Origin of the sequence: Kaistia sp. MMO-174, assembly GCF_037147815.1 — a bacterium.
GTDB lineage: Bacteria > Pseudomonadota > Alphaproteobacteria > Rhizobiales > Kaistiaceae > Kaistia > Kaistia nematophila.
Genome location: NZ_JBBCUO010000006.1, coordinates 56,157 through 82,162 on the forward strand (window position 1 = coordinate 56,157; position 26,006 = coordinate 82,162).

Annotated in this window: 28 protein-coding genes and 1 other RNA gene; 24 read left to right on the forward strand and 5 right to left on the reverse strand. The window is 67.4% G+C overall.

Translation table 11 applies throughout. From position 1 onward, the window contains the following. Positions 1 to 188: 188 nt before the first annotated feature. The 4 genes from WFK98_RS20975 to tkt form a co-directional block, all read right to left on the reverse strand. Positions 189 to 1,220 (reverse strand): class I fructose-bisphosphate aldolase, encoded by a 1,032-nt coding sequence (locus tag WFK98_RS20975; RefSeq protein WP_266340234.1) that lies wholly within the window; start codon positions 1,218 to 1,220, stop codon positions 189 to 191. A gap of 190 nt (positions 1,221 to 1,410) precedes the next feature. Beyond that, the gene (locus tag WFK98_RS20980; RefSeq protein ID WP_336801610.1) at positions 1,411 to 2,610 is read right to left on the reverse strand and encodes a phosphoglycerate kinase; all 1,200 of its coding nucleotides are present in this window, start codon (positions 2,608 to 2,610) and stop codon (positions 1,411 to 1,413) included. 144 nt (positions 2,611 to 2,754) lie between these two features. Further along, positions 2,755 to 3,762 (reverse strand): type I glyceraldehyde-3-phosphate dehydrogenase, encoded by a 1,008-nt coding sequence (gap, locus tag WFK98_RS20985; protein ID WP_336801611.1) that lies wholly within the window; start codon positions 3,760 to 3,762, stop codon positions 2,755 to 2,757. An 81-nt stretch (positions 3,763 to 3,843) separates the two neighbouring features. Then, positions 3,844 to 5,835: a transketolase gene (gene tkt, locus WFK98_RS20990; RefSeq protein ID WP_266340237.1), complete on the reverse strand. Its 1,992-nt coding sequence runs from the start codon at positions 5,833 to 5,835 to the stop codon at positions 3,844 to 3,846. A 288-nt stretch (positions 5,836 to 6,123) separates the two neighbouring features. On the opposite strand from tkt, the gene WFK98_RS20995 reads away from it, so the two are divergent. From WFK98_RS20995 to ftsH, 24 genes are all read left to right on the forward strand, one after another. Beyond that, positions 6,124 to 6,405 carry a DUF4164 domain-containing protein gene (locus WFK98_RS20995; RefSeq protein ID WP_266340345.1) on the forward strand — a complete coding sequence of 94 codons (282 nt, stop codon included), beginning with the start codon at positions 6,124 to 6,126 and terminating at the stop codon, positions 6,403 to 6,405. 11 nt (positions 6,406 to 6,416) lie between these two features. Continuing rightward, positions 6,417 to 6,788: a cell division protein ZapA gene (locus tag WFK98_RS21000; protein WP_266340238.1), complete on the forward strand. Its 372-nt coding sequence runs from the start codon at positions 6,417 to 6,419 to the stop codon at positions 6,786 to 6,788. A 95-nt stretch (positions 6,789 to 6,883) separates the two neighbouring features. Next, positions 6,884 to 7,042: non-coding RNA, 6S RNA (gene ssrS, locus WFK98_RS21005), on the forward strand. A 25-nt stretch (positions 7,043 to 7,067) separates the two neighbouring features. Continuing rightward, entirely contained in the window at positions 7,068 to 7,646 is a 579-nt protein-coding gene (locus WFK98_RS21010; RefSeq protein WP_442907473.1) for a 5-formyltetrahydrofolate cyclo-ligase, read from the forward strand. A gap of 18 nt (positions 7,647 to 7,664) precedes the next feature. After that, on the forward strand, positions 7,665 to 8,486 hold the full coding sequence (locus WFK98_RS21015; RefSeq protein WP_336801613.1) for a TIGR00282 family metallophosphoesterase: 822 nt from the start codon (positions 7,665 to 7,667) through the stop codon (positions 8,484 to 8,486). 112 nt (positions 8,487 to 8,598) lie between these two features. Next, a complete protein-coding gene (locus WFK98_RS21020) occupies positions 8,599 to 9,393 on the forward strand; it encodes an inositol monophosphatase family protein (RefSeq protein WP_266340241.1) in 795 nt (264 codons plus the stop codon). Between the two features lie 89 nt (positions 9,394 to 9,482). Further along, entirely contained in the window at positions 9,483 to 10,154 is a 672-nt protein-coding gene (locus tag WFK98_RS21025; RefSeq protein WP_336801614.1) for a thiamine phosphate synthase, read from the forward strand. Positions 10,155 to 10,174: 20 nt separating this feature from the next. Continuing rightward, complete coding sequence (locus WFK98_RS21030) at positions 10,175 to 11,281, forward strand: tetratricopeptide repeat protein (protein ID WP_336801615.1); 1,107 nt, start codon at positions 10,175 to 10,177, stop codon at positions 11,279 to 11,281. A gap of 88 nt (positions 11,282 to 11,369) precedes the next feature. Beyond that, entirely contained in the window at positions 11,370 to 12,119 is a 750-nt protein-coding gene (locus tag WFK98_RS21035; protein WP_336801616.1) for a YebC/PmpR family DNA-binding transcriptional regulator, read from the forward strand. Positions 12,120 to 12,253: 134 nt separating this feature from the next. Next, on the forward strand, positions 12,254 to 12,859 hold the full coding sequence (locus WFK98_RS21040; protein ID WP_336801617.1) for a hypothetical protein: 606 nt from the start codon (positions 12,254 to 12,256) through the stop codon (positions 12,857 to 12,859). A gap of 91 nt (positions 12,860 to 12,950) precedes the next feature. Continuing rightward, positions 12,951 to 13,460 (forward strand): crossover junction endodeoxyribonuclease RuvC, encoded by a 510-nt coding sequence (ruvC, locus tag WFK98_RS21045; protein ID WP_266340246.1) that lies wholly within the window; start codon positions 12,951 to 12,953, stop codon positions 13,458 to 13,460. Between the two features lie 74 nt (positions 13,461 to 13,534). After that, the gene (gene ruvA / locus WFK98_RS21050) at positions 13,535 to 14,152 is read left to right on the forward strand and encodes a Holliday junction branch migration protein RuvA (protein WP_336801618.1); all 618 of its coding nucleotides are present in this window, start codon (positions 13,535 to 13,537) and stop codon (positions 14,150 to 14,152) included. A gap of 28 nt (positions 14,153 to 14,180) precedes the next feature. Continuing rightward, entirely contained in the window at positions 14,181 to 14,651 is a 471-nt protein-coding gene (locus WFK98_RS21055; RefSeq protein WP_336801619.1) for a hypothetical protein, read from the forward strand. Continuing rightward, positions 14,648 to 15,682, forward strand: a complete 1,035-nt coding sequence (gene ruvB, locus WFK98_RS21060) for a Holliday junction branch migration DNA helicase RuvB (RefSeq protein WP_266340249.1) — start codon at positions 14,648 to 14,650, stop codon at positions 15,680 to 15,682. Before WFK98_RS21055 ends, ruvB begins: the two co-directional genes overlap by 4 nt. Before the next feature lie 75 nt (positions 15,683 to 15,757). Further along, positions 15,758 to 16,225, forward strand: coding sequence for a tol-pal system-associated acyl-CoA thioesterase (gene ybgC / locus WFK98_RS21065; RefSeq protein ID WP_266340250.1), 468 nt, complete (start codon positions 15,758 to 15,760; stop codon positions 16,223 to 16,225). A 74-nt stretch (positions 16,226 to 16,299) separates the two neighbouring features. Continuing rightward, positions 16,300 to 16,458, forward strand: a complete 159-nt coding sequence (locus WFK98_RS21070; RefSeq protein ID WP_266340251.1) for a hypothetical protein — start codon at positions 16,300 to 16,302, stop codon at positions 16,456 to 16,458. An 11-nt stretch (positions 16,459 to 16,469) separates the two neighbouring features. Continuing rightward, the gene (tolQ, locus tag WFK98_RS21075; RefSeq protein ID WP_266340346.1) at positions 16,470 to 17,165 is read left to right on the forward strand and encodes a protein TolQ; all 696 of its coding nucleotides are present in this window, start codon (positions 16,470 to 16,472) and stop codon (positions 17,163 to 17,165) included. A 3-nt stretch (positions 17,166 to 17,168) separates the two neighbouring features. Next, positions 17,169 to 17,621, forward strand: coding sequence for a protein TolR (gene tolR / locus WFK98_RS21080; protein ID WP_266340252.1), 453 nt, complete (start codon positions 17,169 to 17,171; stop codon positions 17,619 to 17,621). A gap of 3 nt (positions 17,622 to 17,624) precedes the next feature. Further along, complete coding sequence (locus WFK98_RS21085) at positions 17,625 to 18,617, forward strand: cell envelope biogenesis protein TolA (RefSeq protein WP_266340253.1); 993 nt, start codon at positions 17,625 to 17,627, stop codon at positions 18,615 to 18,617. Positions 18,618 to 18,699: 82 nt separating this feature from the next. Continuing rightward, a complete protein-coding gene (gene tolB, locus WFK98_RS21090) occupies positions 18,700 to 20,079 on the forward strand; it encodes a Tol-Pal system beta propeller repeat protein TolB (protein ID WP_266340254.1) in 1,380 nt (459 codons plus the stop codon). A gap of 256 nt (positions 20,080 to 20,335) precedes the next feature. Next, positions 20,336 to 20,848, forward strand: a complete 513-nt coding sequence (pal, locus tag WFK98_RS21095) for a peptidoglycan-associated lipoprotein Pal (RefSeq protein WP_266340255.1) — start codon at positions 20,336 to 20,338, stop codon at positions 20,846 to 20,848. A 153-nt stretch (positions 20,849 to 21,001) separates the two neighbouring features. Further along, positions 21,002 to 21,964 (forward strand): tol-pal system protein YbgF, encoded by a 963-nt coding sequence (ybgF, locus tag WFK98_RS21100; RefSeq protein ID WP_336801620.1) that lies wholly within the window; start codon positions 21,002 to 21,004, stop codon positions 21,962 to 21,964. Continuing rightward, positions 21,951 to 23,291, forward strand: a complete 1,341-nt coding sequence (gene tilS, locus WFK98_RS21105) for a tRNA lysidine(34) synthetase TilS (protein ID WP_336801621.1) — start codon at positions 21,951 to 21,953, stop codon at positions 23,289 to 23,291. Before ybgF ends, tilS begins: the two co-directional genes overlap by 14 nt. Before the next feature lie 137 nt (positions 23,292 to 23,428). Beyond that, complete coding sequence (gene ftsH / locus WFK98_RS21110) at positions 23,429 to 25,351, forward strand: ATP-dependent zinc metalloprotease FtsH (RefSeq protein WP_266340258.1); 1,923 nt, start codon at positions 23,429 to 23,431, stop codon at positions 25,349 to 25,351. 81 nt (positions 25,352 to 25,432) lie between these two features. Here the strand turns inward: ftsH and WFK98_RS21115 are convergent, their stop codons facing one another. Continuing rightward, on the reverse strand, positions 25,433 to 25,993 hold the full coding sequence (locus WFK98_RS21115; RefSeq protein ID WP_266340259.1) for a cysteine hydrolase family protein: 561 nt from the start codon (positions 25,991 to 25,993) through the stop codon (positions 25,433 to 25,435). Positions 25,994 to 26,006 lie beyond the last annotated feature (13 nt).

Here is a 26,006-nt window from a genome sequence, read left to right on the forward strand (position 1 = left end):
CGATTTCCGCTGGCCGAAGCGATGCGCCAAGTCCGGTTCGAGAGTGCCAGTTCTTGCTCCGGAATGCGGCGACAGCAAGCCGCGCCGCATTCCGTCGATCAAGGTTTAACGTGATTTGACAGAGGATAGAAAGTCCCTAACGCAAGCGTCCGTCACGATGGACTCCTTGCCTCCGTCGACGCGTGGCGTCAGGCGATCTCGCGCTCCAGTTCCGGCGTCCACTGGCCGAGCGCGGCGAGGCCGTTCATGCGGCTGCGGTGCAGGAACGCGGCCTGGCCGGCGGCGATGTTCTCGCGCTTGCCGCCCCATGCCTTGAGGGCGGCCGCCTGCAGCGCGCGGCCGTAGGAGAAGGTGATCGCCCACGGACGGTCCGGGATCTGGTTGATCCGAGACAGATGCTCGGTGGCCAGCACGTCGGACTGGCCGCCCGACAGGAAGGCGATGCCGGGCACGCTGGTCGGGACGGTGGCGTGGAAGGCGGCAACGGTGCGCTCGGCGACTTCCGTCGTCGAGGCGTTCTGGCCGCTGTCCTTGCCGGGAACGACCATGTTCGGCTTCAGGATCATGCCGGTCAGGTCGACGCGGGCGCGTTCCAGCTCCTCGAACACGGAAGCGAGCGTCGCCTCGGTCACCTTCTGGCAGGTCTCGATCGTGTGGGTGGCGTTCGGATTGTCCATCAGGACTTCCGGCTCGACGATCGGGACGATGCCGTTCTCCTGGCAGAGCGCCGCATAGCGGGCGAGCGCATGGGCGTTGGCCGAGATCGCGCCGGGCGTCGGCAGGCCGGCGCCGATGGTGATGACCGCGCGCCACTTCGCGAAGCGGGCGCCGAGCTTGTGGTACTCGACCAGGCGCTCGCGCAGGCCGTCGAGGCCCTCGGTGATGGTTTCGCCGGGGTAGAGGGCGAGGGGCTTGGCGCCCATGTCGACCTTGATGCCGGGGATCGAGTTGTTGGCCTGGATCAGCTGCACCAGCGGCCGGCCGTCGCGGGCCGACTGGCGGATGGTCTCATCGAACAGGATGACGCCGGAGATGTGTTCGCGCATCGCCGTCTCGGCCGAGAACAGCATTTCGCGATAGTCGCGGCGGTTGTCCGCCGTCGATTCCAGCCCGATGGAATCGAACCGCTTCTTGATCGTGCTCGAGCTTTCGTCGGCCGCGAGGATGCCCTTTCCGGGGGCGACCAGACGACGGGCAATATCCTGAAGGCTCTCGGTCATGCGGTGCGATCTCTTCCCAAACGCGGTCCTGGACCGTCCAGGCCGTCCGCAGGACGCATACCGCGTCGGAATAGATTTTGCACTGCAAAATAAAACAACTTCCAAGTCGTCAGAACTCGGAAGTTGTTTAATTTTAACGATCAAATTATCGCAACGATAGCGCGAATTGCTTGGTTGCGATCCGCGATACTCAGCCGTTCTGCCGCAGCACTTCGACGCCGGGCAGGGGCTTGCCTTCAAGCCACTCCAGGAAGGCGCCGCCGGCGGTCGAGACATAGGAGAAGTCGTCGGCGACGCCGGCATGGTTGAGCGCCGCCACCGTGTCGCCGCCGCCGGCGACCGACAGGAGCTGGCCGGCCTTGGTGCGCTTGGCGGCATGGCGGGCCGCCTCGACCGTGCCGCGGTCGAACGGCTCCATCTCGAAGGCGCCGAGCGGGCCGTTCCAGACGAGCGTCGCCGCCTCGTCGATGGCGGCGTTGATGCGCTCGACCGACAGGCCGCCGACGTCGAGGATCATGCCGTCCTCGGGGATGGCGTCGACGCCGTAGGTCTGAGTCGGCGCATGGGCCTGGAAGTGATAGGCGACGGTGGCATCGACCGGCAGGATGATGGCGCAGTTCGATTCCTGCGCCTTGGCCATGATGCGGCGGGCGGTGTCGGCGAGGTCCTTCTCGCAGAGCGACTTGCCGACCGGATAGCCCTGGGCGTGCAGGAAGGTGTTGGCCATGCCGCCGCCGATCACCAGCGCCTCGACCTTGGTGACGAGGTTTTCAAGCAGCTCGATCTTGGACGAGACCTTGGCGCCGCCGACGAGCGCGATCACCGGGCGCTGCGGGCTGGTCAGCGCCTTCTCCAGCGCCTCCAGCTCGGCCTGCATGGCGCGGCCGGCATAGGCGGGCAGCTGGTGGGCGAGGCCCTCGGTCGAGGAATGGGCGCGATGGGCGGCCGAGAAGGCGTCGTTCACATAGACGTCGCCGAGTTCGGCGAGAGCGCTCGTGAAGATCGGATCGTTCTTCTCCTCGCCCTTGTGGAAGCGGGTGTTCTCGAGCAGCAGCACGTCGCCGTCCGACAGCTTGGCGATCGCCTGGGCGGCGTCGTTGCCGATGCAGTCATTGGCGAAGCCGACGGGGCGGCCGAGCAGGGTCTCCAGCGCCGGCACGACGGGGGCGAGCGACATTTCGGGCACGCGCTCGCCCTTGGGACGGCCGAAATGGGCCAGCAGGATCGCCTTGCCGCCGCGCTTCGACACGTCGCGGACGGTCGGCAGGATGGCGCGGATGCGCGTGTCGTCCGAAACCATGCCGTCCTTCATCGGGACGTTGAGGTCGACGCGGATCAGGACGCGCTTGCCCTTGATGTCGGCGGTATCGAGGGTTCGGAAGGTCGACATGCGCGCTCTCTCCTACAGGGCGTCGATCGCCCGAAATGTGAAAATGGCCCGGAGGGTGTCCGGGCCATCTGGTTCTAGCTGATCTGGTTTCGCCGGATCAAATCGTCTTTGGCGCGAGAGCGCCGAACGATCCGATCGCGATGGTCAGATCGTCTTCGCGAAATAGGCCGCCATGTCGGCCATACGGTTCGAGAAGCCCCACTCGTTGTCGTACCAGGCCAGCACGCGGACGAAGTTGCCGTCGATGACCTTGGTCTGGTCGAGGTGGAACGTTGCCGAATGCGGGTCGTGGTTGAAGTCGTGCGAGACGTTCGGCTGGTCGGTGATCGCGAGCACGCCCTTGAGCGGGCCGGCGGCGGCCGCCTTCATCGCCGCGTTGACCTCGTCGATGGTCGTCGCGCGCTTGGCGACGAACTTCAGGTCGATCAGCGAGACGTTCGGCGTCGGCACGCGGATCGACGAACCGTCGAGCTTGCCCTTCAGTTCCGGGATCACGAGGCCGATCGCCTTGGCGGCGCCGGTCGAGGTCGGGATCGAGGAGAGCGCCGCCGCGCGGGCGCGGTAGAGATCCTTGTGCATGGTGTCGAGCGTCGGCTGGTCGCCGGTGTAGGAATGCACCGTCGTCATGAAGCCGTGCTCGATGCCGACCGTCTCCTGCAGGACCTTGGCGACCGGCGCCAGGCAGTTGGTGGTGCAGGAACCGTTCGAGATCACCAAATGGTCCTTGGTCAGGCCCTCATGGTTGACGCCGAAGACGGCGGTGTAGTCGGCGCCGTCGGCCGGGGCCGAGACGATAACGCGCTTGGCGCCAGCGGTCAGGTGCGCGGCGGCCTTTTCGCGGCTGGCGAAGATGCCCGTGCACTCGAGCGCGATGTCGATGCCGAGCTCCTTGTGCGGCAGCTCGGCCGGATTCTTGATCGCCGTCACCTTGATGCGGTTCTTGCCGATGACGAGCGTGTCGCCGTCGACGACCACTTCATGCGGGAAGCGGCCATGGACCGAATCGAAGCGGAGCAGGTGGGCGTTGGTCTCGACCGGGCCGAGATCGTTGACCGCGACGACCTCGATGTCGGTCCGGCCTGACTCGACGATCGCACGAAGGATGTTCCGGCCAATCCGACCGAAGCCGTTGATAGCTACCCGCACCGCCATATTCGATCTCCTTGAGGCGCGCATCGCGCCTTCGTCCAGGTCGGCCGGGCGCGTGCCCGGCCGGGGTTCAGTTCATTGGGTTCAGGCGTTGGACTTCAGCCGTGCCAGCGCCGCATCGGCGGCGTGCTGCGCCGTGATGCCGAAGTACTCGTAGAGCTTGTCGGCCGGCGCGCTGGCGCCGAAGCCGTTCATGCCGATGAAGATGCCGTCATTGCCGATGACGCGGTCCCAGCCGAGGCGGATCGCCGCCTCGATGCCGACGCGCACCTTCGAATTGCCGATGGTCGCCGCCTTGTAGGCGTCGTCCTGCGCTTCGAACAGCTCGAAGCTCGGGACCGAGACGACGCGGGCCGTGTGGCCGGCTTCCTCGATCTTCGCCTTGGCGTTGACGGCGATCTCGACCTCGGAACCGGTCGCGAACAGCGTCACGTCGGCCTCGGCCGGGCCGGCGAGCAGGTAGGCGCCCTTGGCCGACTTGTTCTCGCTGACATGCTCGGTGCGCAGCGTCGGCAGGTTCTGGCGCGACAGCGCCAGCACCGACGGGTTCTTCGGGCTCTCGATGGCGATCTGCCAGACTTCCGCCGCCTCGACGGCGTCGGCCGGGCGGAAGACGAGCATGTTCGGGATGGCGCGCAGCGCCGCCAGGTGCTCGACCGGCTGGTGCGTCGGGCCGTCCTCGCCGAGGCCGATCGAGTCATGCGTCATGACATAGATCACGCGCTCATGCATCAGCGCCGAGAGGCGCATCGCCGGGCGGGCATAATCGGTGAACACCAGGAAGGTGCCGCCATAGGGGATGAAGCCGCCATGCAGCGCGATGCCGTTCATCGCCGCCGACATGCCGAATTCGCGGATGCCGTAGTGGATGTAGCGGCCCGAATAATCGTCCGGCGTCAGCGGCTGCTGGCTCTTGGCGCGGGTCAGGTTCGAACCGGTCAGGTCGGCCGAGCCGCCGGCGAGTTCCGGCACGACGGTCGCCAGCATGTCGAGTGCCATTTCGGAGGACTTGCGGGTCGCGACCTTCGGCTTCGTCTCCGACAGGGTCTTCTTGTAGGCGTCGATGGCGGCGTCGAGGCCGGCCGGCAGCTCGCCCTTCATGCGGCGCTCGAATTCCGAGCGCACGGCGGCGTCGGTGGCGGCGAGGCGGGCTTCCCACTCGGTGCGGGGCGCCGCGAGCTTCGCTGCCGCGCCATGCCAGTCGGCATAGACATCGTCCGGAATCTCGAACGGGGCGTAGGGCCAGCCAAGCGCCTCGCGGGCGCCGGCGATTTCCTTGTCGCCGAGCGCCGAGCCGTGCGAGGCGTGGCTGTCGGCCTTGGTCGGCGCGCCATAGCCGATGATCGTCTTGCAGGCGATCATGCTCGGGCGGTCGGAATTGCGGGCGCGCTCGATGGCGGCGGCGACCGCCTCCGGATCGAGGCCGTCGACGCGCTCGGCGTTCCAGCCGCTCGCCTTGAAGCGGGCGACCTGGTCGACCGAGGTCGAGAGATCGGTGTGGCCGTCGATGGTGATGCCGTTGTCGTCGAACAGCACGATCAGCTTGTTCAGCTTCAGGTGGCCGGCGAGGTCGATCGCCTCATGGCTGACGCCTTCCATCAGGCAGCCGTCGCCGGCGATCACATAGGTGTAGTGATCGACGAGGCCGTCGCCATATTCGGCATTCAGCATGCGCTCGGCCAGCGCGAAGCCGACCGACATGGCGAGACCCTGGCCGAGCGGGCCCGTGGTGGTCTCGACGCCCGGCGTCACGAAGTTCTCGGGATGGCCCGGCGTCTTCGAGTGAAGCTGGCGGAAATTCTGCAGCTCGCTGATCGGCAGTTCCTTGGAGCCGAGCAGATGCAGCACGGAATAGAGCAGCATCGAGCCATGGCCGGCCGACAGGATGAAGCGGTCGCGATCCGGCCAGTGCGGCTGGTTGACGTCGTATTTCAGGAAGCGCGTGAACAGCACCGTGGCGACATCGGCCATGCCCATCGGCATGCCGGGATGGCCGGACTTGGCCTTTTCGACCGAATCCATCGCGAGCGCACGGATGGCGTTCGCCATGCGCTTGTGAGTCTCAGGAGCTGTCATATCTGCTTCCACGCTTGTGGGCCGGACCGCTGCTCACTGATCGAGCAGCGAGCGGCCTCGTTGTTTTGTGGGGGTCTGTACCCGGCCGCCGACCGTCGCGGAAAGGCGCTGCGACAAATAACAGACCACCTTGGTGAGTCAATCTCGTGACCACGTCGCACAACCGGCGCGCGCCCCGGAAATGCGCGGAGAATCCCCGCCGCAGCTTAGGCCATTGACGCCCTGTTTCGGGCCTGCCTAATGTCCGGGACGATTTCAGGCCGGCTGCATCAGGGAGATTCCGCCACAATGCGAGGGGCGTCGCCCATTGACGGTGCGTTGCGGCGCTTGAGCGCGGCGCTGGACGGGCTGGAGGGCGCGGTCGATCGCCGCCTGAATGCCGGGGCGCGCCTTGGCGAGATCGAAATCGAAATGCAGCGCATCGGCCTCGACCGTTCGCGGCTGGCCCAGTCGGTCGATGCGGCGGAGGCCCGTTCCGAGCGTCTGGAAGAAGCCAACAAGGAAGTTTCCCGCCGTCTCGTCGCCGCCATGGAAACGATTCGTTCCGTGCTCGAGCGGAATGACGGCTGACCGGAGCGACAATGCCGCAAGTCAACGTCACGATTAACGGCAAGACCTACCGCATGGCCTGTGACGACGGCCAGGAGGCGCATCTCGAGGGCCTGGCCGATCGCCTGAACGAGATCATCGGCCAGCTGCGCCAGAGTTTCGGCGAGATCGGCGACCAGCGCCTGACCGTCATGGCGGCGATCACCATGGGCGACGACCTGGCCGAGGCGCATCGGCGCATCCGCCGGCTGGAGTCGGAACTCGCCGCCGTCAACGAGACCAAGACCGCCGTGATTTCACGCTTCGAGGAATCCGAGGCGAGCATCGCCCGCGCCATCGATCAGGCGGCCGGCCGGCTCGAGAGCCTGGCCCAGAAGCTCGTCTCCGGCGACAAGCGCGACTGATCCGCGCCCACGCGCAGCCGGCAGAAAAAAAGTCCTGCGCACATCGCGTCGAGATTGCTGGCTAAGCGGTCAGCGGTCCCCTATATTTGGGGTCGGCGAGGCTGCGCGGTGCGACAGGAGCTCACAATTCCCCGGGGCCTTATCGATCCAAAAGGGAGCTGTCCCTGACCGGAGCCCTGGTTCCGGACATACGGCGCCCACCTACGCTGTAGGTTCCCGGGATCGATCACTCCATCGGCCCATCGTGGCTCGCCACCCTTCTTTCCTTCCAGTTTTTCCATTGCCGTGACGAACAAGAACCAGCTTCGCGCCGCCGCCCTTGCCCGACGCGACGCCGTCGACGGGGCGTCGCGCGCCGCCGCCCGCGAGCGGATCGTCCAGCATGCCGGACCGCTGTTCGACCAGCCCGGCAACATCGTCTCCGGCTACTGGCCGATCCGCAGCGAGGCCGATCCCGGGCCGCTGCTCGACCGGGCCCGGCAGGCCGGCGCGACGATCGCGCTGCCGGTCCTGCTCGACGCGGAGACGCTTCTGTTCCGTCGCTGGGACCCCGGCGCCGTGCTCGAGCCGGCCGGTTTCGGCACGGTCGGCCCTTCCGTCGCCGCGCCTTTCGTCATTCCCGACATCGTCATCCTGCCGCTCGCCGCCTTCGACCGGCGCGGCCATCGGATCGGCTATGGCAAGGGCCATTACGACCGCGCCGTCGCCGGTCTGTTCGCCTCGGGGAGGCGGCCTTTGCTGGTTGGGCTTGCCTTCGCGGTGCAGGAGGTCGACAAAGTTCCCTTTGAGCCGCACGACATCCCCCTCGACTTCATCCTGACCGAGGAAGAACTGATCGCTGCGCCGAAACATGGCTGACCGATCAAGGGGGTTTGTGTGCGACTGCTGTTTCTGGGTGATATCGTGGGGCGGACCGGGCGCAACGCCGTCATCGAGCGGCTGCCCGGCCTGATCGACCGCTACAAGCTCGACTTCGTCGTCATCAATGGCGAGAACGCCGCCGGCGGCTTCGGCATCACCGAGGAAATCGTGCGCGACGTCCTCGATGCCGGCGCCGACGTCATCACCACCGGCAACCACGCCTTCGACCAGCGCGAGGCGCTTGTCTTCGCCGAGCGGCAGCCGCAATTCCTCCGCCCCGTCAATTATCCGCTCGGTACGCCCGGGCGCGGCGCCAACCTTTTCGTCGCCCGCAACGGCGCGCGCGTGCTTGTCGTCAACGCGATGGGCCGGATCTACATGGATGCGCTCGACGATCCCTTCGCCGTCATCGACCGCGAGGTCTCGGCCTGCCCGCTCGGCGAGCAGGCCGACGCGATCGTCATCGATTTCCACGCCGAGGCGACCAGCGAGAAGCAGGCGATCGGCCATCATCTCGACGGCCGTGTCACCCTTGTCGTCGGCACGCACACCCATGTGCCGACCTCGGATTGCCGGGTGCTGCCGGGCGGCACCGCCTACCAGTCGGATGCTGGCATGTGCGGCGACTATGATTCCGTGCTCGGCATGGAGAAGGAAGAGCCCGTCCGCCGTTTCCTGACCAAGGTGCCGTCCGGGCGCTTCCAGCCGTCGGGCGGTCCCGCCACGCTGTGCGGCCTCGCCGTCGAGGTCGACGACACCACCGGACTGGCTCGCGCCGTGTCGCCGCTGGCGATCGGCGGTGTGCTTGAAGAGCGGTTGCCGACCTTCTGGGGTTGACGCCGGTCGTCATTCCGTGATGGGAGAGGCAAACGCTTCCCCCATTTCAGATTTGCTCCGTCCGGGCGGGTTCGCCTCGATACCGCCGGACGATGCTGCAGGAGTTTCGCCCATGGCCCGCTCGGCCCTTCTCAACGTCATGGTCAATGCGGTCACCAAGGCCGGCCGTCCGCTCGCGCGCGACTTTGGCGAGATCGAGAACCTGCAGGTTTCGCTGCGCGGCCCGGCCGATTTCGTTATGGCCGCCGACCGCAAGGCCGGCCAGGCGCTGATCGCCGAATTGACCAAGGCGCGTCCGGGCTATGGCTTCCTGACCAAGGATCGCGGCGCGCTTGCCGGTACTGACGAGACGCATCGCTGGATCGTCGATCCGCTCGCCGGCGCGACCAACTTCCTGCACGGCATCCCGGTGTTCGGCGTCTCGCTGGCGCTGGAGCGGGAAGGGCAGATCGTCGCGGCGGTGCTGTTCAACCCCGTCACCAACGACCTCTACGTCACCGAGCGCGGCACGGGCGTGTTCCTGAACGACCGCCGCCTGCGCGTCGCCGGACGTAGCGCGCTCGCCGACGCCGTCGTCGCGACCGGCATTCCCCATCTCGGCACGCCGGACCATGCCGGCGCCATCCGCAAGATGCAGGGCGTGATGATCGAAGTGGCCGGCATGCGCGCCAGCGGTTCGCCGGCGTTCGAGCTTGCCTCCGTCGCCGCCGGCCGTCTCGACGGCTTCTGGCAGGAAGGCCTGCAGCCCTGGGATATCGCGGCCGGCGCACTGTTCGTGCGCGAGGCGGGCGGCAAGAGCACGGATCTCTGGGGCGGCGAGCGCATGATCGACACCCGGACGATCTGCGCCGGCAACGAGAAGATCCAGGGCCGGCTGCTCGCCGCGCTCACCAACGCGCGCGGCTGATACGCCTGACGTTCCGCGCGATGGCTTGAATGCCGTCGCGCTTTCGCCATAAGGCTGTGGCGTTTTCGGATGCGTTGTTGAAAGCGATCATGGCCAAGAAGAAAAAAGCCCCTCCGCCAGAGCCGTTTGCGCGCCTGTGCCTCGTCACGCCCGCGGGCCTCGATCCCGAGGCCTTCGCGCCGATGCTGGACGCGGTGGTGAAGGCCGGCGACGTCGCGACGCTGTTCATCGTCTCGGAGACGTCGAACGCAGCCGAGCTGCAGCGCATTGCCGAGGCGCTTGTGCCGGTGGCGCACGCAAACGGCGTCGCGGCCATCGTGCCGAACGACACCCGCCTGTTCGGCCGCGCGCGCGCCGACGGCCTGCATGTCGATACCGGGCTCGCCGATCTCAAGGACGCTGTCGCGGCCCTGCGGCCCGACCATATCGTCGGCGCCGGCGGCGTCACCACCCGGCATGATGCGATGCTCGCCGCCGAGACGGACTGCGACTACATCTTCTTTGGCCGTTTCGACGGCGATACCGGCGAGCAGAGCTTCGACAAGGCGTTCGATCTCGCGGCCTGGTGGTCGGCCGTGTTCGAGATACCGGCGATCGTCATGGGCGGCAGCAGCCTCGCCTCGGTCGAGCCCGCCGTCGACGCGCATGTCGAGTTCGTGGCGCTGCGCTCGGCGATCTGGAACCATGCCGCCGGCCCCGTCGCCGCCGTCACCGAGGCGAACGCGTTGATCGCCGCCCGCCAGGCCGAAGCGACCGAATGAAGCGGAGAGGCGCAATCCCGATGAGAGCCGCGATCCTGGGCGTCGTTCTTGTCGCTGTTGCGCTGCCGGCCCAGGCCGAGAAGGCCGTGTCCGTTCCGGCCAAGGCTACGCAATCGGCCAAGCAGGCTGCCTCCGACAAGGCGGCGCCGGCGAAGGACGCAGCCGCCGAGAAATCGATCGGCGTCGCGCCGGTGCTCGATTCGGACGGCACGCTCGGCGTGCCGCCGCCGGCCGCCGGCCTGATGCCGAGCGCCGACGACCTGATCCGCTCCGGCCGGGCTTTGACCGACGAGGGCGAGGGAGACCTGGCGTTCGGCGCGTTCCAGCGCGGCCTCTACCTCACCGCCTTCCAGATCGCCATGAGCCGGGCGCAGCGCGGCGACGCCATTTCCGCGACGCTTGTCGGCCGCCTCTATGGCGAGGGCCTTGGCGTCAAGCAGAACGACAAGGCCGCCGCCGCCTGGTATCAGCAGGGCGCGCTCGGCGGCGATCCCAATGCGCAGCTCGCGCTCGGCCTGCTCTATCTCGACGGGCGCGGCGTCAAGAAGGATCGTGCCAAGGCCGCCGACGCTTTCGAGCAGGCGGCCGAATGGAACGAGCCGCAGGCGCTCTACAATCTCGGCCTGCTCTATCTCGACGGCACGGCGCGGCCGCGCGATCCGGAAAAGGCGGCTTCGCTGTTCAGCAAGTCGGCCGGCCAGGGCAATATCGACGCCGAGTTCGCGCTGGCGCAGCTTTATGCGGAAGGCGAGGGCGTGCTGCTCGACGACGGCATCGCGACCATGTGGATGGCCAAGGCGGCCAAGGCAGGCCATCTCGACGCGGCGGTCGAATATGGCATCCGCCTGTTCAACGGCATCGGCACCCATAAGGATATCATCGCCGCGGCGGGCTGGTTCCAGCGCGCCGCCGAGGCCGGCAATCCGATTGGCCAGAATCGCTATGCGCGGGTCCTTGCCAGCGGCATGGGCGCCGACCCCGATCCGGTCGCGGCGGCGAAATGGCACCTGATCGCCGAGAAGCGCGGCGCCAAGGACGAATGGCTCGACGAATTCGTCGAGAAGCTGCCCGAGGGCCAGCGCAAGGCCGCCGAGATCGCAGCGGAACGCTGGCCTGCCGGCCACTGAGCCGACTTTATTTCAAGCCTTCTTGCCCCTATAAGCGGGGCGATCGCGCGGCGCCGCGCCGCCCATTTGCTTCAATAGGACGCCCCAGATGGCCGGACATTCCCAATTCAAGAACATCATGCACCGCAAGGGTGCGGCCGACGCCAAGCGGTCCAAGCTGTTCGCCAAGCTGGCGCGCGAAATCACCGTCGCCGCGAAGCTCGGCCTGCCGGATCCCAAGATGAACGCCCGCCTGCGCCTCGCCATCCAGAATGCGCGCGCGGAAAACATGCCGAAGGATAACGTCGACCGCGCCATCAAGAAGGCGTCCGGCTCCGACAGCGAGAACTATGACGAGATCCGCTACGAGGGCTACGGCCCCGGTGGCATCGCTGTCGTCGTCGAGGCGCTGACCGACAACAAGAACCGCACGGCGAGCGCGGTGCGCTCCTACTTCACCCGGTCCGGCGGTGCGCTCGGCGAAACCGGCGCCGTCTCGTTCATGTTCGATCACGTCGGCCAGATCGTCTACAAGCCCGAAGCCGGCTCCGCCGACAAGGTGCTCGACGCCGCGATCGAGGCAGGCGCCGACGACGTGCAGAGCAACGAGGACGGCCACGAGATCATCACCTCCTTCGAGACCCTCGGCGATGTCGCCAAGGCGCTCGAGGAGACGCTCGGCGAACCCGAGTCCGTCAAGGCGATCTGGAAGCCGCAGAACCTCGTCCCGGTCGACGAGGAGAAGGCCGTCGGCGTGATGAAGCTGATCGACGCGCTCGACGACGATGACGACGTCCAGAACGTCTACACCAACTTCGAAGTCTCCGACGAAGTCATGCAGAAGCTGACCGCCGCCTGAGGCTCCTTCGATATGGCCGGCCCGCCACGCGCGGGCCGGTTGCCGCCTTTGCGGCAGCGCGCTCGACAGCGCGCCGATGCACCCTAGTTGCTCCTTCCGATGGCCATGTCGGCCGTCCCGCCCCGGAGCGACCCATGCGCCTTCTCCCCCTTGTTACCGCCGGCTTCCTTCTGACCTTCGGCTCCCTCGCCGCGCAGGCGCAGCAGGCGGCGATGCCCGACCGCGTCGGTGGCACGGTCGTGAGCTTCGCCGGCGACATGCTGACGATGAAGACCGGCGACGGCCAGACCGAGACGGTGCGCGTTCCGCCCACCGTCAACGTCACCGCCTTGCAGAACCGCAAGCTCAGCGACATCAAGGCCGGCGATTTCGTCGGCTCCGCCGCCGTGAAGGGGCCTGACGGCAAGCTGCACGCGCAGGAAGTGCATATTTTCGCCGAGAGCATGCGCGGCACGGGCGAGGGACAGCGGCCGATGTCGGGCGTCAACCGCTCGATGACCAACGCCACCGTCACCACCGTGATCGCCGACCCGAAGGGCCAGACCCTGCGCCTGACCTACAAGGGCGGCGAGCAGGACATCGAGGTGGGGCCGGACGCCCGCATCGTTGCCATCGTCCCGGGTGACCGCTCGCTGCTGAAGCCGGGCGCCGCCGTCTCCGCCTTCGTCGTCAAGGGCGCCGACGGCAATCTGTCGGCCCGCGCCGTGCAGGCGGAAAAGGACGGCGTCAAGCCGCTCTAGGCGCCTCCGCCGGGCGACCGCGTGTCTCGTCGGCTGCCGATGTTCCCCGAATGTTCTTCACAAGCGGGCGAGGGTCGGCTAGGCCTTTGGCATGACACATACGATTCGCATCATCGGCATCGACCCGGGGCTCCGCCGCACCGGCTGGGGTGTTGTCGACAGCCGCGGCAATGCGCTTTCCTTCGTCGCCTCCGGCACGGTCAAGGCACAGCTCGACGGCGAACTGGCGCACCGGCTGGTGACGCTGCATGCGGGCCTGACGGAAGTCATGCAGCAGTTCAAGCCGGACGAGGCGGCGGTCGAGCAGACCTTCGTCAACAAGGACGCGGGCGCGACGCTGAAGCTTGGCCATGCGCGCGGCATCGCGCTGCTGGTGCCGGCGCTCGCCGGTCTTTCGGTCGCCGAATATTCGCCGAACGCGGTCAAGAAGACGATCGTCGGCGCCGGCCATGCCGGCAAGGAGCAGATCCGCATGATGGTGAAGGTGCTGCTGCCCAAGGCCGAATTTGACGGGGACGACGCGGCGGATGCGCTCGGCATCGCCATCTGCCACGCTCATCACCGCGTCTCGCTCGCCCGTATGATGCGGGCGGCGGGGTAGTTCGTCTCGACGCAGGATCCGATCCGGTGGGCTCGCCGCCTTACGGGTCGCCGTTTTCGGAGGCTGGGGAAAGCATGATCGGCAAGCTCAAGGGGATCGTCGATTCGTTCGGCGATGACTGGGTGATCCTGGATGTCGGCGGCGTCGGCTACCTGGTGCATTGCTCGACCCGCACCCTGCAGGGCCTGCCCGCGCCGGGCGAGGCGGCCCAGCTCGCCATCGAGACCTATGTGCGCGAGGACATGATCAAGCTGTTCGGCTTCGGCGCCGATGTCGAGCGCGAGTGGTTCCGCCTGCTGATGACCGTGCAGGGCATCGGCTCAAAGGTGGCGCTCGCCATTCTCGGCATCCTGAAGCCGGCCGACCTCGCCAACGCGATCGCCCTGCAGGACAAGGCGCAGATCTCGCGCGCGCCGGGCGTCGGGCCGAAGGTGGCGGCGCGCGTCATCGCCGAGCTCAAGGACAAGGCGCCGGCCTTCTCGACCGCCGACCCGACCTTCGTCTCCCTGCAGGAAGAATTGCACGACAAGCGCGCGCCGCAGGCGGTGGCCGATGCCGTCTCGGCGCTGACCAATCTCGGCTATGCCCAGCTGCAGGCGAGCGCCGCGGTGGCCGCGGCGGCGCGTTCGGCCGGCGAGGCGGCGACGACCGAAACGCTGATCCGCCTCGGCCTCAAGGAACTGGCGCGATGATCCGGACCGTCGCGGGGAGGGGGCTGCCGTGACCGGGATCCGCGCGGCGCTCGCCCGGCGCTGGCCGACCATCGTGATCTTCATGCTGCTGGGACCGTTCCTCTTCATGCTTTTCGACATGGCCTTCGAGCAGATGAGCCAGGATCCGGGGCTGACGCTTGCCCGTCTCGGCAACTGGATCGCCGAGGATGTCTTCTTCGTGCCCCGCTTCGTCTTCATGCTCGGCGCGTTGCCGGCGGCGGTCGTCGGCGCTCTGGTCGCCTGGCGCGATTCGCGCGGGCTGGCCTCTGGCCGCTGGATCGGCGGTCTCTCGGCCGGTTTCGGGATCGTCATCGGAATTTTCTTCGCCCGGAACCTCTTCATCTTCACGCCGCCGCCCTTGGGTGCTCAGCTGGCGATCGGGGCGCGGGCTTTCGTCAGCGTGGTCCTTGCCGGCTTCCTCTGCTACGGACTGAGCCGACCATTCGCGCGGCCGCTGTTGTCGCAGGAGGAACGATGAGCGACGGCCGCCTGATAGATCCGGAAATGCAGAGCGAGGATTTCGACCGCACGCTGCGGCCGCAGGTGCTCGCCGATTTCGTCGGCCAGCAGCAGGCGCGCGCCAACCTCTCGGTCTTCATCGAGGCGGCGCGCAACCGCAAGGAAGCGCTCGACCATGTGCTGTTCGTCGGGCCGCCCGGCCTCGGCAAGACGACGCTGGCGCAGATCGTCTCGCGCGAGCTCGGCGTCAATTTCCGCGCCACTTCGGGACCGGTGATCGCCAAGGCCGGCGACCTCGCCGCGCTCCTGACCAATCTCGAGGAGCGCGACGTCCTCTTCATCGACGAGATCCACCGCCTCAGCCCGGCGGTCGAGGAAATCCTCTATCCGGCGATGGAGGATTTCCAGCTCGACCTGATCATCGGCGAGGGACCGGCGGCGCGCTCGGTGAAGATCGACCTGGCCAAGTTCACGCTCGTGGCGGCGACGACGCGTCTCGGCCTCCTGACGACGCCGCTGCGCGACCGTTTCGGCATTCCGGTCCGGCTGCAGTTCTATACCGTGCCGGAGCTGGAGCACATCGTCTCGCGCGGAGCGCGGATGATGGGCATCGGCATGACGCCGGACGGGGCGACCGAGATCGCGCGCCGCTCGCGCGGCACGCCGCGCGTCGCCGGCCGGCTGCTCCGGCGGGTGCGCGATTTTGCCCTGGTCGAGGGACCGGGCATGATCACGCGCGAGGTGGCCGATGGCGCGCTTCTCAGGCTCGAGGTCGACGGCATGGGGCTCGATTCGCTCGACCGGCGCTACATGTCGACGATCGCCGTTTCCTTCGGCGGCGGCCCGGTCGGCATCGAGACGATCGCCGCCGCCCTGTCGGAGCCGCGCGACGCGATCGAGGAAATCGTCGAGCCCTATCTGATCCAGCAGGGTTTCGTGCAGCGGACGCCGCGCGGCCGCCTTCTGACGCCGCACGCGTTCCGCCATCTCGGCCTCGCCGTGCCGAACAGCGCGATCGCCGACGCGCCGCTGCTCGATCTCGACGACTAGATCGCATAAAGGCTCTGCGACGGTGACCGCCGCCGCGGCGCGGCGTCGCAGCGGCATGGACAGGAGCCAGGATCGATGAGCCAGGCAGGCACTCCCGAGGACTATCCCCATCTCGCAGGCCGGCACACGCCGGACGGCCATGTGCTGCCGGTCCGGATCTATTTCGAGGACACCGACTTTTCCGGCGTCGTCTACCACGGCTCCTATGTCCGCTTCCTGGAGCGCGGACGCAGCGACTATGTCCGCCTGCTCGGCGTCCATCACAGCGAGCTCGACGCCGGCGAGACGGGCGAGCCGATCGCCTTCGCCGTCCACAGGATGGAGATCGACTTCAAGCGGCCGGCGCGCATCGACGACGTCGTCGAGGTGCTGACCCGGCCGAAGGAGGTTCGCGGCGCGCGAATCCTGCTCTCGCAGACGATCCGGCGCGGCCATGAGATCCTGGTCGAGGCCGTGGTGACGGTGGTTCTGGTCAATCGGGCGGGCCGGGCGCAGCGAATTCCGGAGAGCCTCGCGTTGCGCTTCGCTGCGGCGCCGAAATAACCATTGCTTAACCATACGGACACTATACAGAAGGCGTCGCGACAGCCGGGGCGAACTGGCGGAAACGCCCTCAAATGAACAAATTTGAAGGCGAGACACCAAGTCGGATTGTTGTGTTCGGCCCGATGCTTGCAGGACTGGTTCCGGAGTGGGGATGGGTGCCGGATGCGCGTCCTGTCCTCGCGCTTCGCGAGATGCGAGAGATCAACTCCGAGAGGTTGCAAAGCGAATGAATCCGGTCGACGTGGGCCAGGTAGCGCTCGACGCGCCGGCAAATATGTCGCTTATCGCCCTGTTCTGGCAGGCGCACATCATCGTCAAGCTGGTGATGCTTGGCCTGCTCGTCTCGTCGATCTGGAGCTGGGCGATCATCATCGACAAGGTTCTGCTGTTCGGCCGCGTGCGCCGGCAGATTGACCGGTTCGAGAAGGTATTCTGGTCCGGCCAGTCGCTCGAGGAACTCTACCGCTCCCTTTCCAACCGTCCCGCCACCTCGATGGCCGCGCTCTTCGTCGCCGCGATGCGCGAATGGAAGCGCTCGTTCGAATCCGGCGCCCGCTCGCCGATGGGCCTGCAGATGCGCATCGACAAGGTGCTCGACGTGACGCTGTCGCGCGAGGCAGAGCGGCTGGAAAGCCGGCTGCTTTTCCTCGCCACCGTCGGCGCCGCCGGCCCGTTCATCGGCCTGTTCGGCACGGTCTGGGGCATCATGACCTCGTTCCAGGCGATCGCCGCCTCGAAGAACACGTCGCTCGCCGTCGTGGCGCCGGGTATCGCCGAGGCGCTGCTGGCGACCGCGATCGGCCTGTTCGCCGCCATTCCCGCGGTTATCGCCTACAACAAGCTGTCGAGCGCCGCTGGCAAGATCTCGTCGCGCCTGGAAGGCTTCGCCGACGAGTTCTCCGCCATCCTGTCGCGCCAGATCGACGAGAGGGCCTGATCCATGGGCATGTCGGTCGGCGGACGGTCGGGAGGCGGTGGACGCGGCGGACGCCGGCGTCGGCGCTCGACCGGCGTGATGAGCGAGATCAACGTCACGCCCTTCGTCGACGTGATCCTCGTGCTTCTGATCATCTTCATGGTGTCGGCGCCGCTGCTGACGGCCGGCGTGCCGCTCGACCTGCCGCAGAGCCAGGCCAAGGCGCTGACCGCCGACAAGGATCCGATCTCGGTCAGCGTCAACGCCGAGGGCAAGATCTTCCTGCAGGAGACCGAGATTTCGCTCGACGAGCTCATGCCGAAGCTGAAGGCGATCGCCGCCGCCGGCTATGAGGAGCGCATCTTCGTGCGCGGCGACAAGACCAGCAATTACGGCGCCATCATGCGCGTGATGGGCGCTATTTCCAGCGCCGGCTATCACAACATCGGCCTCGTCACCGAGGCGACGGACGGCTGATTCATGCGCGCCGGGCTCGCCCTTTCCGCCGCTGCCCACCTCGCGCTTCTGGCCTGGGGGCTCATCGGCCTGCCCAGCAGCAAGCCGTTCGACGTGACCATGGTCGAATCGATGCCGGTCGACCTGGTGCCGATCTCGGAGCTGACTAGCCTGCAGAAGGGCAAGAAGACCGCCGAGGTCAAGAACAAGCCCTCGCCGAACAAGCCCTCCGAGAAGGAAGCGCCGAAGCCGTCACCGACGCCGCCAAAGCCGACACAGGCGACGACACCGCCGCCGCCGCCGCCTCCGCCGCCGAAATCGGAACCGACGCCGCCTACGCCGCCGACCCCGACGCCGCCCGAACCCGCGCCTGCGCCGCCCGAGCCGCCGAAGCCCGAGCCGCCGAAGCCGGCCCCCGCAGAGGCGAAGCCCGAGCCGTCGCCCGATCCCGCGCCCGCGCCGACGGAAGCGGAGGCCACGCCGCCGCAGCCCGCGCCGAAGCCGCGCGTGAAGCCGCAGCCGCCGAAGCCGGTCGAGACCGCGGAAGCGCCGAAGAAGCAGCCCGAGAAGCCCGCGAAGCAGCCGTCGCAGAGCACGACTTCGTCCGACTTCGACCCGGACCGCATCGCCGCGCTGCTCGACAAGCAGAAGCCGACGGGCGGCGAGACGCGCAGCCAGGAGCCGGAATCCTTCGGCGCCGAGGAGGCGCGCAATCCGAGCGCGACGATGACCCAGAGCGAGATCGACGCCTTGCGCGCGCAGATCCAGCGCTGCTGGAACATCCCGGTCGGCTGGACGGATCCGAAGGACGTGACGGTGACGATCCGCTTCAAGTTGAACCAGGACGGCACCGTCAATGGCGTGCCGTCGATCCAGCAATACCCGGCCAGCCAGTATGGCACGGTCGCAGCGGATCGAGCGGTCGGCGCCGTTCTCCAGTGCGGTCCGTACCAGCTTCCGGCCGAGAAATACGATCTCTGGAGCGAGGTGCAGATGCGATTCTCTCCGCAAGGATGAGGATCGCCTGCGTCACTGCTCTGCCGTTATCTTCGGTCACAACCGGCCCAGCACAGACGTTTTGGATTACAGGAACAGCATCATGACGGTTCACGCCCTCGACAAAGGCGCCGCGGCCGCTCCGCGTCGCCTAAGCCGCACCTCTCTCGGAGCGGCCCTGCTTTTCGCCGCTGCCTTCGTGGTGGCGACCGTCCCGTTCACCCAGCGCGCCGAGGCCCTGATCGAGCTCGACGTCACGCAGGGCAATGTCCAGCCGCTGCCGATCGCGATCCCGACCTTCATCGGCGGGACCCAGGCCGACGCTCAGCTCGCCGCTGACGTCTCCGGCGTCATCGCGGCCGACCTGAAGCGTTCTGGCCTGTTCCTGCCGCTCGATCCGGCCTCGTTCATCGAGAAGATCAGCAATCCGAACCAGACGCCGAACTTCCAGAGCTGGTCGGTGATCAAGGCACAGGGCCTCGTCACCGGCGGCGTCACTCGCCAGTCGGACGGCCGCCTGCGCGCCGAGTTCCGTCTCTGGGACATCTATGCCGGCCAGCAGATGGCGGGCCAGCAGTTCTACACCACGCCGGAAAACTGGCGCCGCGTCGCCCACATCATCGCCGATGCGATCTATGAGCGCCTGACCGGCGAGCAGGGCTATTTCGACAGCCGCGTCGTCTATGTCGACGAGAGCGGCCCGAAGGACAAGCGCGTCAAGCGTCTCGCCATCATGGATCAGGACGGCGCCAATTCGCGCTACCTGACCCGCGGCAACGACCTCGTGCTGACGCCCCGCTTCAATCCCTCGGCGCAGGAAGTCGTCTACATGTCCTACGGCTCCGATCAGCCGCGGGTCTATCTGCTTAACATCGAGACCGGGCAGCGCGAGCTGGTCGGCAATTTCCCGGGCATGACCTTCGCGCCGCGCTTCTCGCCGGATGGCCAGCGCATCGTCATGAGCTTCGAGGACCAGGGCAACGCCAACATCTATGCCATGGACCTGCGCTCGCGCCGCACGACCCGGCTGACCAATTCGGCCTCGATCGACACCAGCCCGTCCTACGCGCCGGACGGCTCGCGCATCGTCTTCACCTCGGATCGCGGCGGCAGCCAGCAGATCTACGTGATGGGCGCCGACGGCTCCAACCCGCAGCGCATCTCGTTCGGCCAGGGCTCCTATTCGACGCCGGTGTGGTCGCCGCGCGGCGATCTGATCGCCTTCACGCGGCAGTCCTCGAACGGCTTCGCCATCGGCGTGATGAAGCCGGACGGCTCTGGCGAGCGCATCCTGACCGAGGGCTTCCACAATGAAGGCCCGACCTGGTCTCCCAACGGACGCGTGCTGATGTTCTTCCGCGACACGCCTGGCGCGAATGGCGGACCGCAGCTCTGGTCGGTCGATCTGACCGGCTACAACGAGTTCCGCGTGCCGACCCCCGCTTTCGGCTCGGATCCGGCCTGGTCGCCCTTGATCAACTAGGCCAGCTTGGTTAATTTCCATGCCGTCGACGCGTCGCGCCGACGGCATTTTTTTATGCCGAAGATGAATCGGTAACGATGTTTTCCAGCCGCGTTAGGCATGGGAAACCCAGACGGGGCCTTGATTTCTTCACCATCGGACCGTGGGCGCGGGGACGGCGTTAACCTCCTCTCAACCACGTTTTTGAACCCGTGCTTAACCAACGGGCTGCTAAGAACGCGTCATGTCCGAGTATGGTGGACAAGGAGTTATCTTCATGACGAATACTCTACCCATTCTGCGCGGCGCCAAGTTCGTCGTGTTCATCGGCGCAGCGCTCGCGCTCGCAGCCTGCGCCAACAAGCCCGGCGCTGGCGCCGGTGCCGGCGGCTACGGTTCCGGCGGCATTGGTTCGGCGACGCCGGGCAGCGCCCAGGACTTCGTGGTCAATGTCGGCGACCGCATCTTCTTCACGACCGACCAGACCGAGATCACCGCCGCGAACCGCACCACGCTCGACAAGCAGGCGCAGTGGCTGCAGCAGTATCCGCGCTACCAGGTCACGATCGAAGGCCATGCCGACGAGCGTGGCACGCGTGAATACAACATCGCGCTCGGCGCGCGTCGCGCGACCAACACCAAGAACTACCTCGTGTCGCGCGGCATCAACCCGGCCCGTATCCGCACCATTTCCTACGGCAAGGAACGGCCCGTCGCCGTCTGCAACGACATCTCCTGCTGGTCGCAGAACCGTCGTGCCGTCACGGTGCTGAACAACGCCGGCTCGTGATCGCCGTCCACCATACGGTTTGACGGAAACGGCGGCCTCGGGCCGCCGTTTCTGTTTGTGCGGCGCCGCAATTTGGCCGAACTCGAACCCATCAGATAGACCGAGACGCAATGCGGTGGATCGTGCCGTGACGATCCCTCAACGGATGGGCCGATGAAACAGAGACTTCCAATCCTGGCCGCGGTGCTTGTCGCCGCAGGCTTGAGCTTCGCCTCGACGGGGCCGGCCGATGCAGGCCTGTTCGACCGGCTGAAGCGCGGCCCAGAGGAGCAGGTTCCGCCTGGCAATGTCGGTGACGGTGGCTACCAGCCGGCGCAATCGGGCGCCAACGAGGGGCAGGCAGGCCTGCGCATGGACCGCATCGAGCAGCAGATGCGCGAGATGACCGGCCAGATCGAGCAGCTCAACTTCCAGGTCCGCCAGCTGCAGGAACAGCTCAATCGTCTGCAGGGCGGCCAGGGCGCCGCCGATGTCGCCGGCAAGCGCTCGGAGGCGCCGCCGCTTCGGGCGCGCATGCCGGCGCAGGCTCCGGCCGCCGCGCAGGCCCCGGCACCCGGCGGCGATCCGATCGGCCGGGCAATCGGCTCCACCGATGGCGAGATGGGCGGCGGCGTGCCGGCCGGGCAGGGCGCCCCGCCGCGCGATCTCGGCCAACTGACGCTCGACCCCAACGCGCCGATCGACCTGTCGCAGGGGGGAGGCGCTGCCCCCACCGCCGCTGCGGCCTCCACGGGAAGCCCGCGCGGCGACTATGACGCCGCCTACAACCTCGTGCTGAAGGGCGATTACGACGTCGCGGAGACGTCCTTCCGCCAGTTCCTGCAGCAATATCCGCGCGACCCGCTTGCCGCCGACGCACAGTACTGGCTTGGCGAAAGCCTTTACGCGCGGCAGGATTATCGTGGCGCGGCGGATTCCTTCCTCTCCGGCTACAAGCAGTATCCGAAGAGCGGCAAGGCGCCGGACATGTTGCTGAAGCTCGGCATGTCGCTTGCCGGCCTGAAGCAGCGCGAGGCCGCCTGCGCCACCTTTGCGGAGGTACTGAAGCAGTACCCGAAGAGCTCGAATGCGCTGTTGCAGCGGGTCAAGCAAGAACAGGCCAGTGCCAGCTGCTGATCCTTCGGCGGCGGGAGGCGACGCGGCGCTCCTGGCACGGTTCGCGCCGTTCGCCGGCGCGAAGCGGCTGGCCCTCGCCGTTTCCGGCGGCGCCGATTCGCTCGCCCTTCTGATCCTCGCCTGTCGCTGGCGCGCCGGCCTGGCATCCGGCCCCGATCTGTTCGTCCTGAACGTCGATCATGGCCTCCGGCCCGAATCGGCGGCCGAATCCCGCTTCGTCGGCGAGGTCGCCGGGCGCTACGATCTCGCTTTCCGCTCGATGCGCTGGGACGGTCCCGCGCCTGCGTCCGGCGTTGAGGCGGCCGCGCGAGGGGCGCGATATGCGCTGCTGCTCGACGCGGCGCGCGAGGCGGGCGCTACCCATCTCGCCACCGCCCATCATCGCGACGACCAGGCCGAGACCTTCCTGATGCGGCTCGCGCGCGGCTCGGGCGTCTACGGGCTGGCGGCCATGGCCGGGGACGTCGAGCGCGACGGCATCCGCCTGGTCCGCCCCTTGCTCGACGTGCCGCATGACCGGCTGGTCGCCGTCGTCCGGGAGGCGGGCCTCGTGCCGGTGGAAGATCCCCACAATGCCGATCCGGGCTTCGACCGGGTCCGTTTCCGCCAGCGGATGCCCATGCTCGCCGCCGAGGGCCTCGACGCCGCGACGCTTGCCGCGACGGCGCGACGGCTCGGACGCGCCGCCGCGGCGCTCGACGCCTATGTCGGACGATTGTTCGCGAACGCGGCGACGGCGGACGCCACAGGCGCCGTCCGGCTCGACGCGCAGGCCTGGCGCGGCGAGCCGGAGGAAGTGCGGCTGCGCGCGCTCGCCCGCATCCTGCGCGCCGTGGGCGGCGCCGCCTATGTGCCGCGTCTCGACAGCCTCGAGGGGCTGGAGGCCGCGATGCGGCTCGCGGCGGAAGGGCTCGCGGGCGAGGGCGCCGGCACGTTTTCGCGCACGCTCGCCGGCGTCGTGATCGATCTTCGGAAGGGTGATTTCCGCTTCCAGCGCGAGCCCGGACGCGACGGGCTACCGGAACTGGCGGTTTCGAACGGCTTCGACGGCATCTGGGACGGTCGTTTCGCGGTCCGCCTCGAGGTTTCGGGCGGCGGCGCGTTTACCATCGGCGCACTCGGGCCCGAGGGGCGGCGACAATTTGCCGTCTGTGTCCCCAAGGCCATGCCGCGCGCCATCGAGGCGCTGCCAGCACTACGGCGGAATGGCGAAATCGTCGCCGTTCCGGGGCTTGGCGTTGCGGCGGAAGCGGAGCTGGGCGTGGCTTTCTCGGCGACCTCGCGGGTCGCGGCGCGGTTGCAGGAGCCCGTCCGGCAGGCCGATTGAGGGGCCGGATCTAAACCATTGCCGCATTTTCCGCACTTTCATTGGCATAGCTCATATTGGCTTCAGCGGCCGGGCCACCTATCTTAGCCTCAAACGGGCGGCGCCTAGGCCGCAATCCTGCCCTTGAAGGGATTCTGATGAACGCGAATTTTCGCAACTTCGCAGTGTGGGTCATTATCGGCCTGCTGCTGATCGCCCTGTTCAACCTCTTCCAGAACCCGGGTCCGCGCGCGGCCGGTCAGGACATTGCCTATTCGCAGTTCCTGAGCGACGTCGACAGCGGCCGCGTCCGCAGCGTCGTGATCGCCGGACAGCAGATCACCGGCAGCTACACCGACAATGGGAGCTTCCAGACCTTCGCGCCGAATGACGCGGACCTGGTGAAGCGCCTCGAGAACAAGAACATCTCGATCACGGCGAAGCCGCCGACCGAAGGCGGCACCTCGCTGATCGGCGTGCTGATCTCGTGGTTCCCGATGTTCCTGATCCTTGCCGTCTGGATCTTCTTCATGCGCCAGATGCAGGGCGGCGCCGGCGGCAAGGCGATGGGCTTCGGCAAGTCGAAGGCCAAGCTTCTGACCGAGGCGCATGGCCGCGTCACCTTCGACGACGTCGCCGGTGTCGACGAGGCCAAGGAAGACCTGCAGGAGATCGTCGAGTTCCTGCGCGATCCGCAGAAGTTCCAGCGCCTCGGCGGCCGGATCCCGCGCGGCGTGCTGCTGGTCGGTCCTCCGGGCACCGGTAAGACGCTGACGGCGCGCGCCGTCGCCGGCGAAGCCAATGTGCCGTTCTTCACCATCTCGGGTTCCGACTTCGTCGAAATGTTCGTCGGCGTCGGCGCGTCCCGCGTCCGCGACATGTTCGAGCAGGCGAAGAAGAACTCGCCCTGCATCATCTTCATCGACGAAATCGACGCGGTCGGCCGTCATCGCGGCGCCGGCCTCGGCGGCGGCAATGACGAGCGCGAGCAGACGCTGAACCAGTTGCTCGTCGAGATGGACGGCTTCGAGCAGAACGAAGGCGTCATCATCATCGCGGCGACCAACCGTCCCGACGTGCTGGATCCGGCGCTGCTGCGTCCCGGCCGTTTCGACCGCCAGGTCATGATCCCGAACCCGGACGTCGTCGGCCGCGAGAAGATCCTGAAGGTGCACGCCCGCAAGGTGCCGATGGCGCCGGACGTCGACCTGAAGACGCTTGCCCGCGGCACGCCAGGCTTCTCGGGCGCCGACCTGATGAACCTCGTCAACGAGGGTGCCCTGCTGGCGGCGCGCCGCAACAAGCGCATCGTCACCATGGCCGAGTTCGAGGACGCCAAGGACAAGGTGATGATGGGCGCCGAGCGCAAGTCGATGGCGATGACCGCCGACGAGAAGCGCAACACCGCCTATCACGAGGCTGGCCACGCCATCATCGCGTTGCTGCTCGCCGGGACGATCGACCCGATCCACAAGGCGACCATCATTCCGCGCGGTCGCGCGCTCGGCATGGTGATGACGCTGCCGGAATCGGACCGCTACAACTGGACCTATGAGAAGGCCAAGTCGCGCCTGATCATGCTGTTCGGCGGCCGCGAGGCCGAGATCATGACCTTCGGCCCGGAAAAGGTGACGACCGGCGCCAGCGGCGACATCCAGATGGCGACCAACCTGGCCCGCTCCATGGTGATGGAGTGGGGCATGTCGGAGCGCCTCGGCCGCGTGCGCTACCGCTCGAACGAGCAGGAGGTCTTCCTCGGCCATTCGGTGTCGCAGTCGACCAACATCTCGGACGAGACGGCGAAGATCATCGACGAGGAAGTGCGCAAGCTGATCGAGGAAGGTGAAAGCGAGGCGCGCCGCCTCATCACCGAGAACCGCGACAAGTTCATCGCCATCGCCGAGGCGCTGCTCGAATACGAGACGCTCTCCGGCGAGGAGATCAAGAACCTGCTCGACGGCCAGCCGCCGATCCGCGACACCGGTGACGACGTGCCGCCGTCGCGCCCCTCGGTCGTGCCGACGACGCGCGGTCCGCGTCCGAAGGGCGATACCGGCCTGGAGCCGCAGCCGCAGGTCTGACCGCGGCGGAAGGAATGCAGAAAGGGCGGGTCCTCGCGGACCCGCCCTTTTTCGTTGTGCGCTCGCTGTGCCGGGCTGGCGCTAAGCCGCCTTGCTGATGTCGGCGGCGAGGATCGCCGAGGAGTCGGTGATCGTCGCGCCATAGATGGTGCGCAGATATTCGATCGCCGCCTGGTTATCGACGCCGTCGAAGACGCAGACGCCATCGGTCGGGATCTCGATGCCATAGCCGCGGATGAAGGCGCCGTAGCTGGTGTGGCGGACGCAGCAATGGGTGTGCTGGCCGACCACCACCACGTCGGTGACGCCGTATTCCTTGAAGATCGCGTCGAGGCCGGTCTCGTCGAAGGCGCCGTAGAAGCGCTTGGGCGAGACGATCTCGCGCGGCGCGCCGATCGGCGTCAGCGCGTCGATCACGTCGGCGCCGCGCGTGCCGGCCATGGCGTGCGGGCCCCAGATGGCGATCTCGGCATCCTCGGCGCGATGGGCGTCGTTGGAATAGACCACCAGCCAGTCCGTCCGGCTTCGCGCATGATCGATGAGCCGGGCGATCACCGGCACGATCTTCGAGGCATGCGCCTCGTTCTGCAGCACGCCGGTGTAGAAGTCGTTCAGCATGTCGACAATGATGAGGGCCTTCATGGATGGGCTCCGC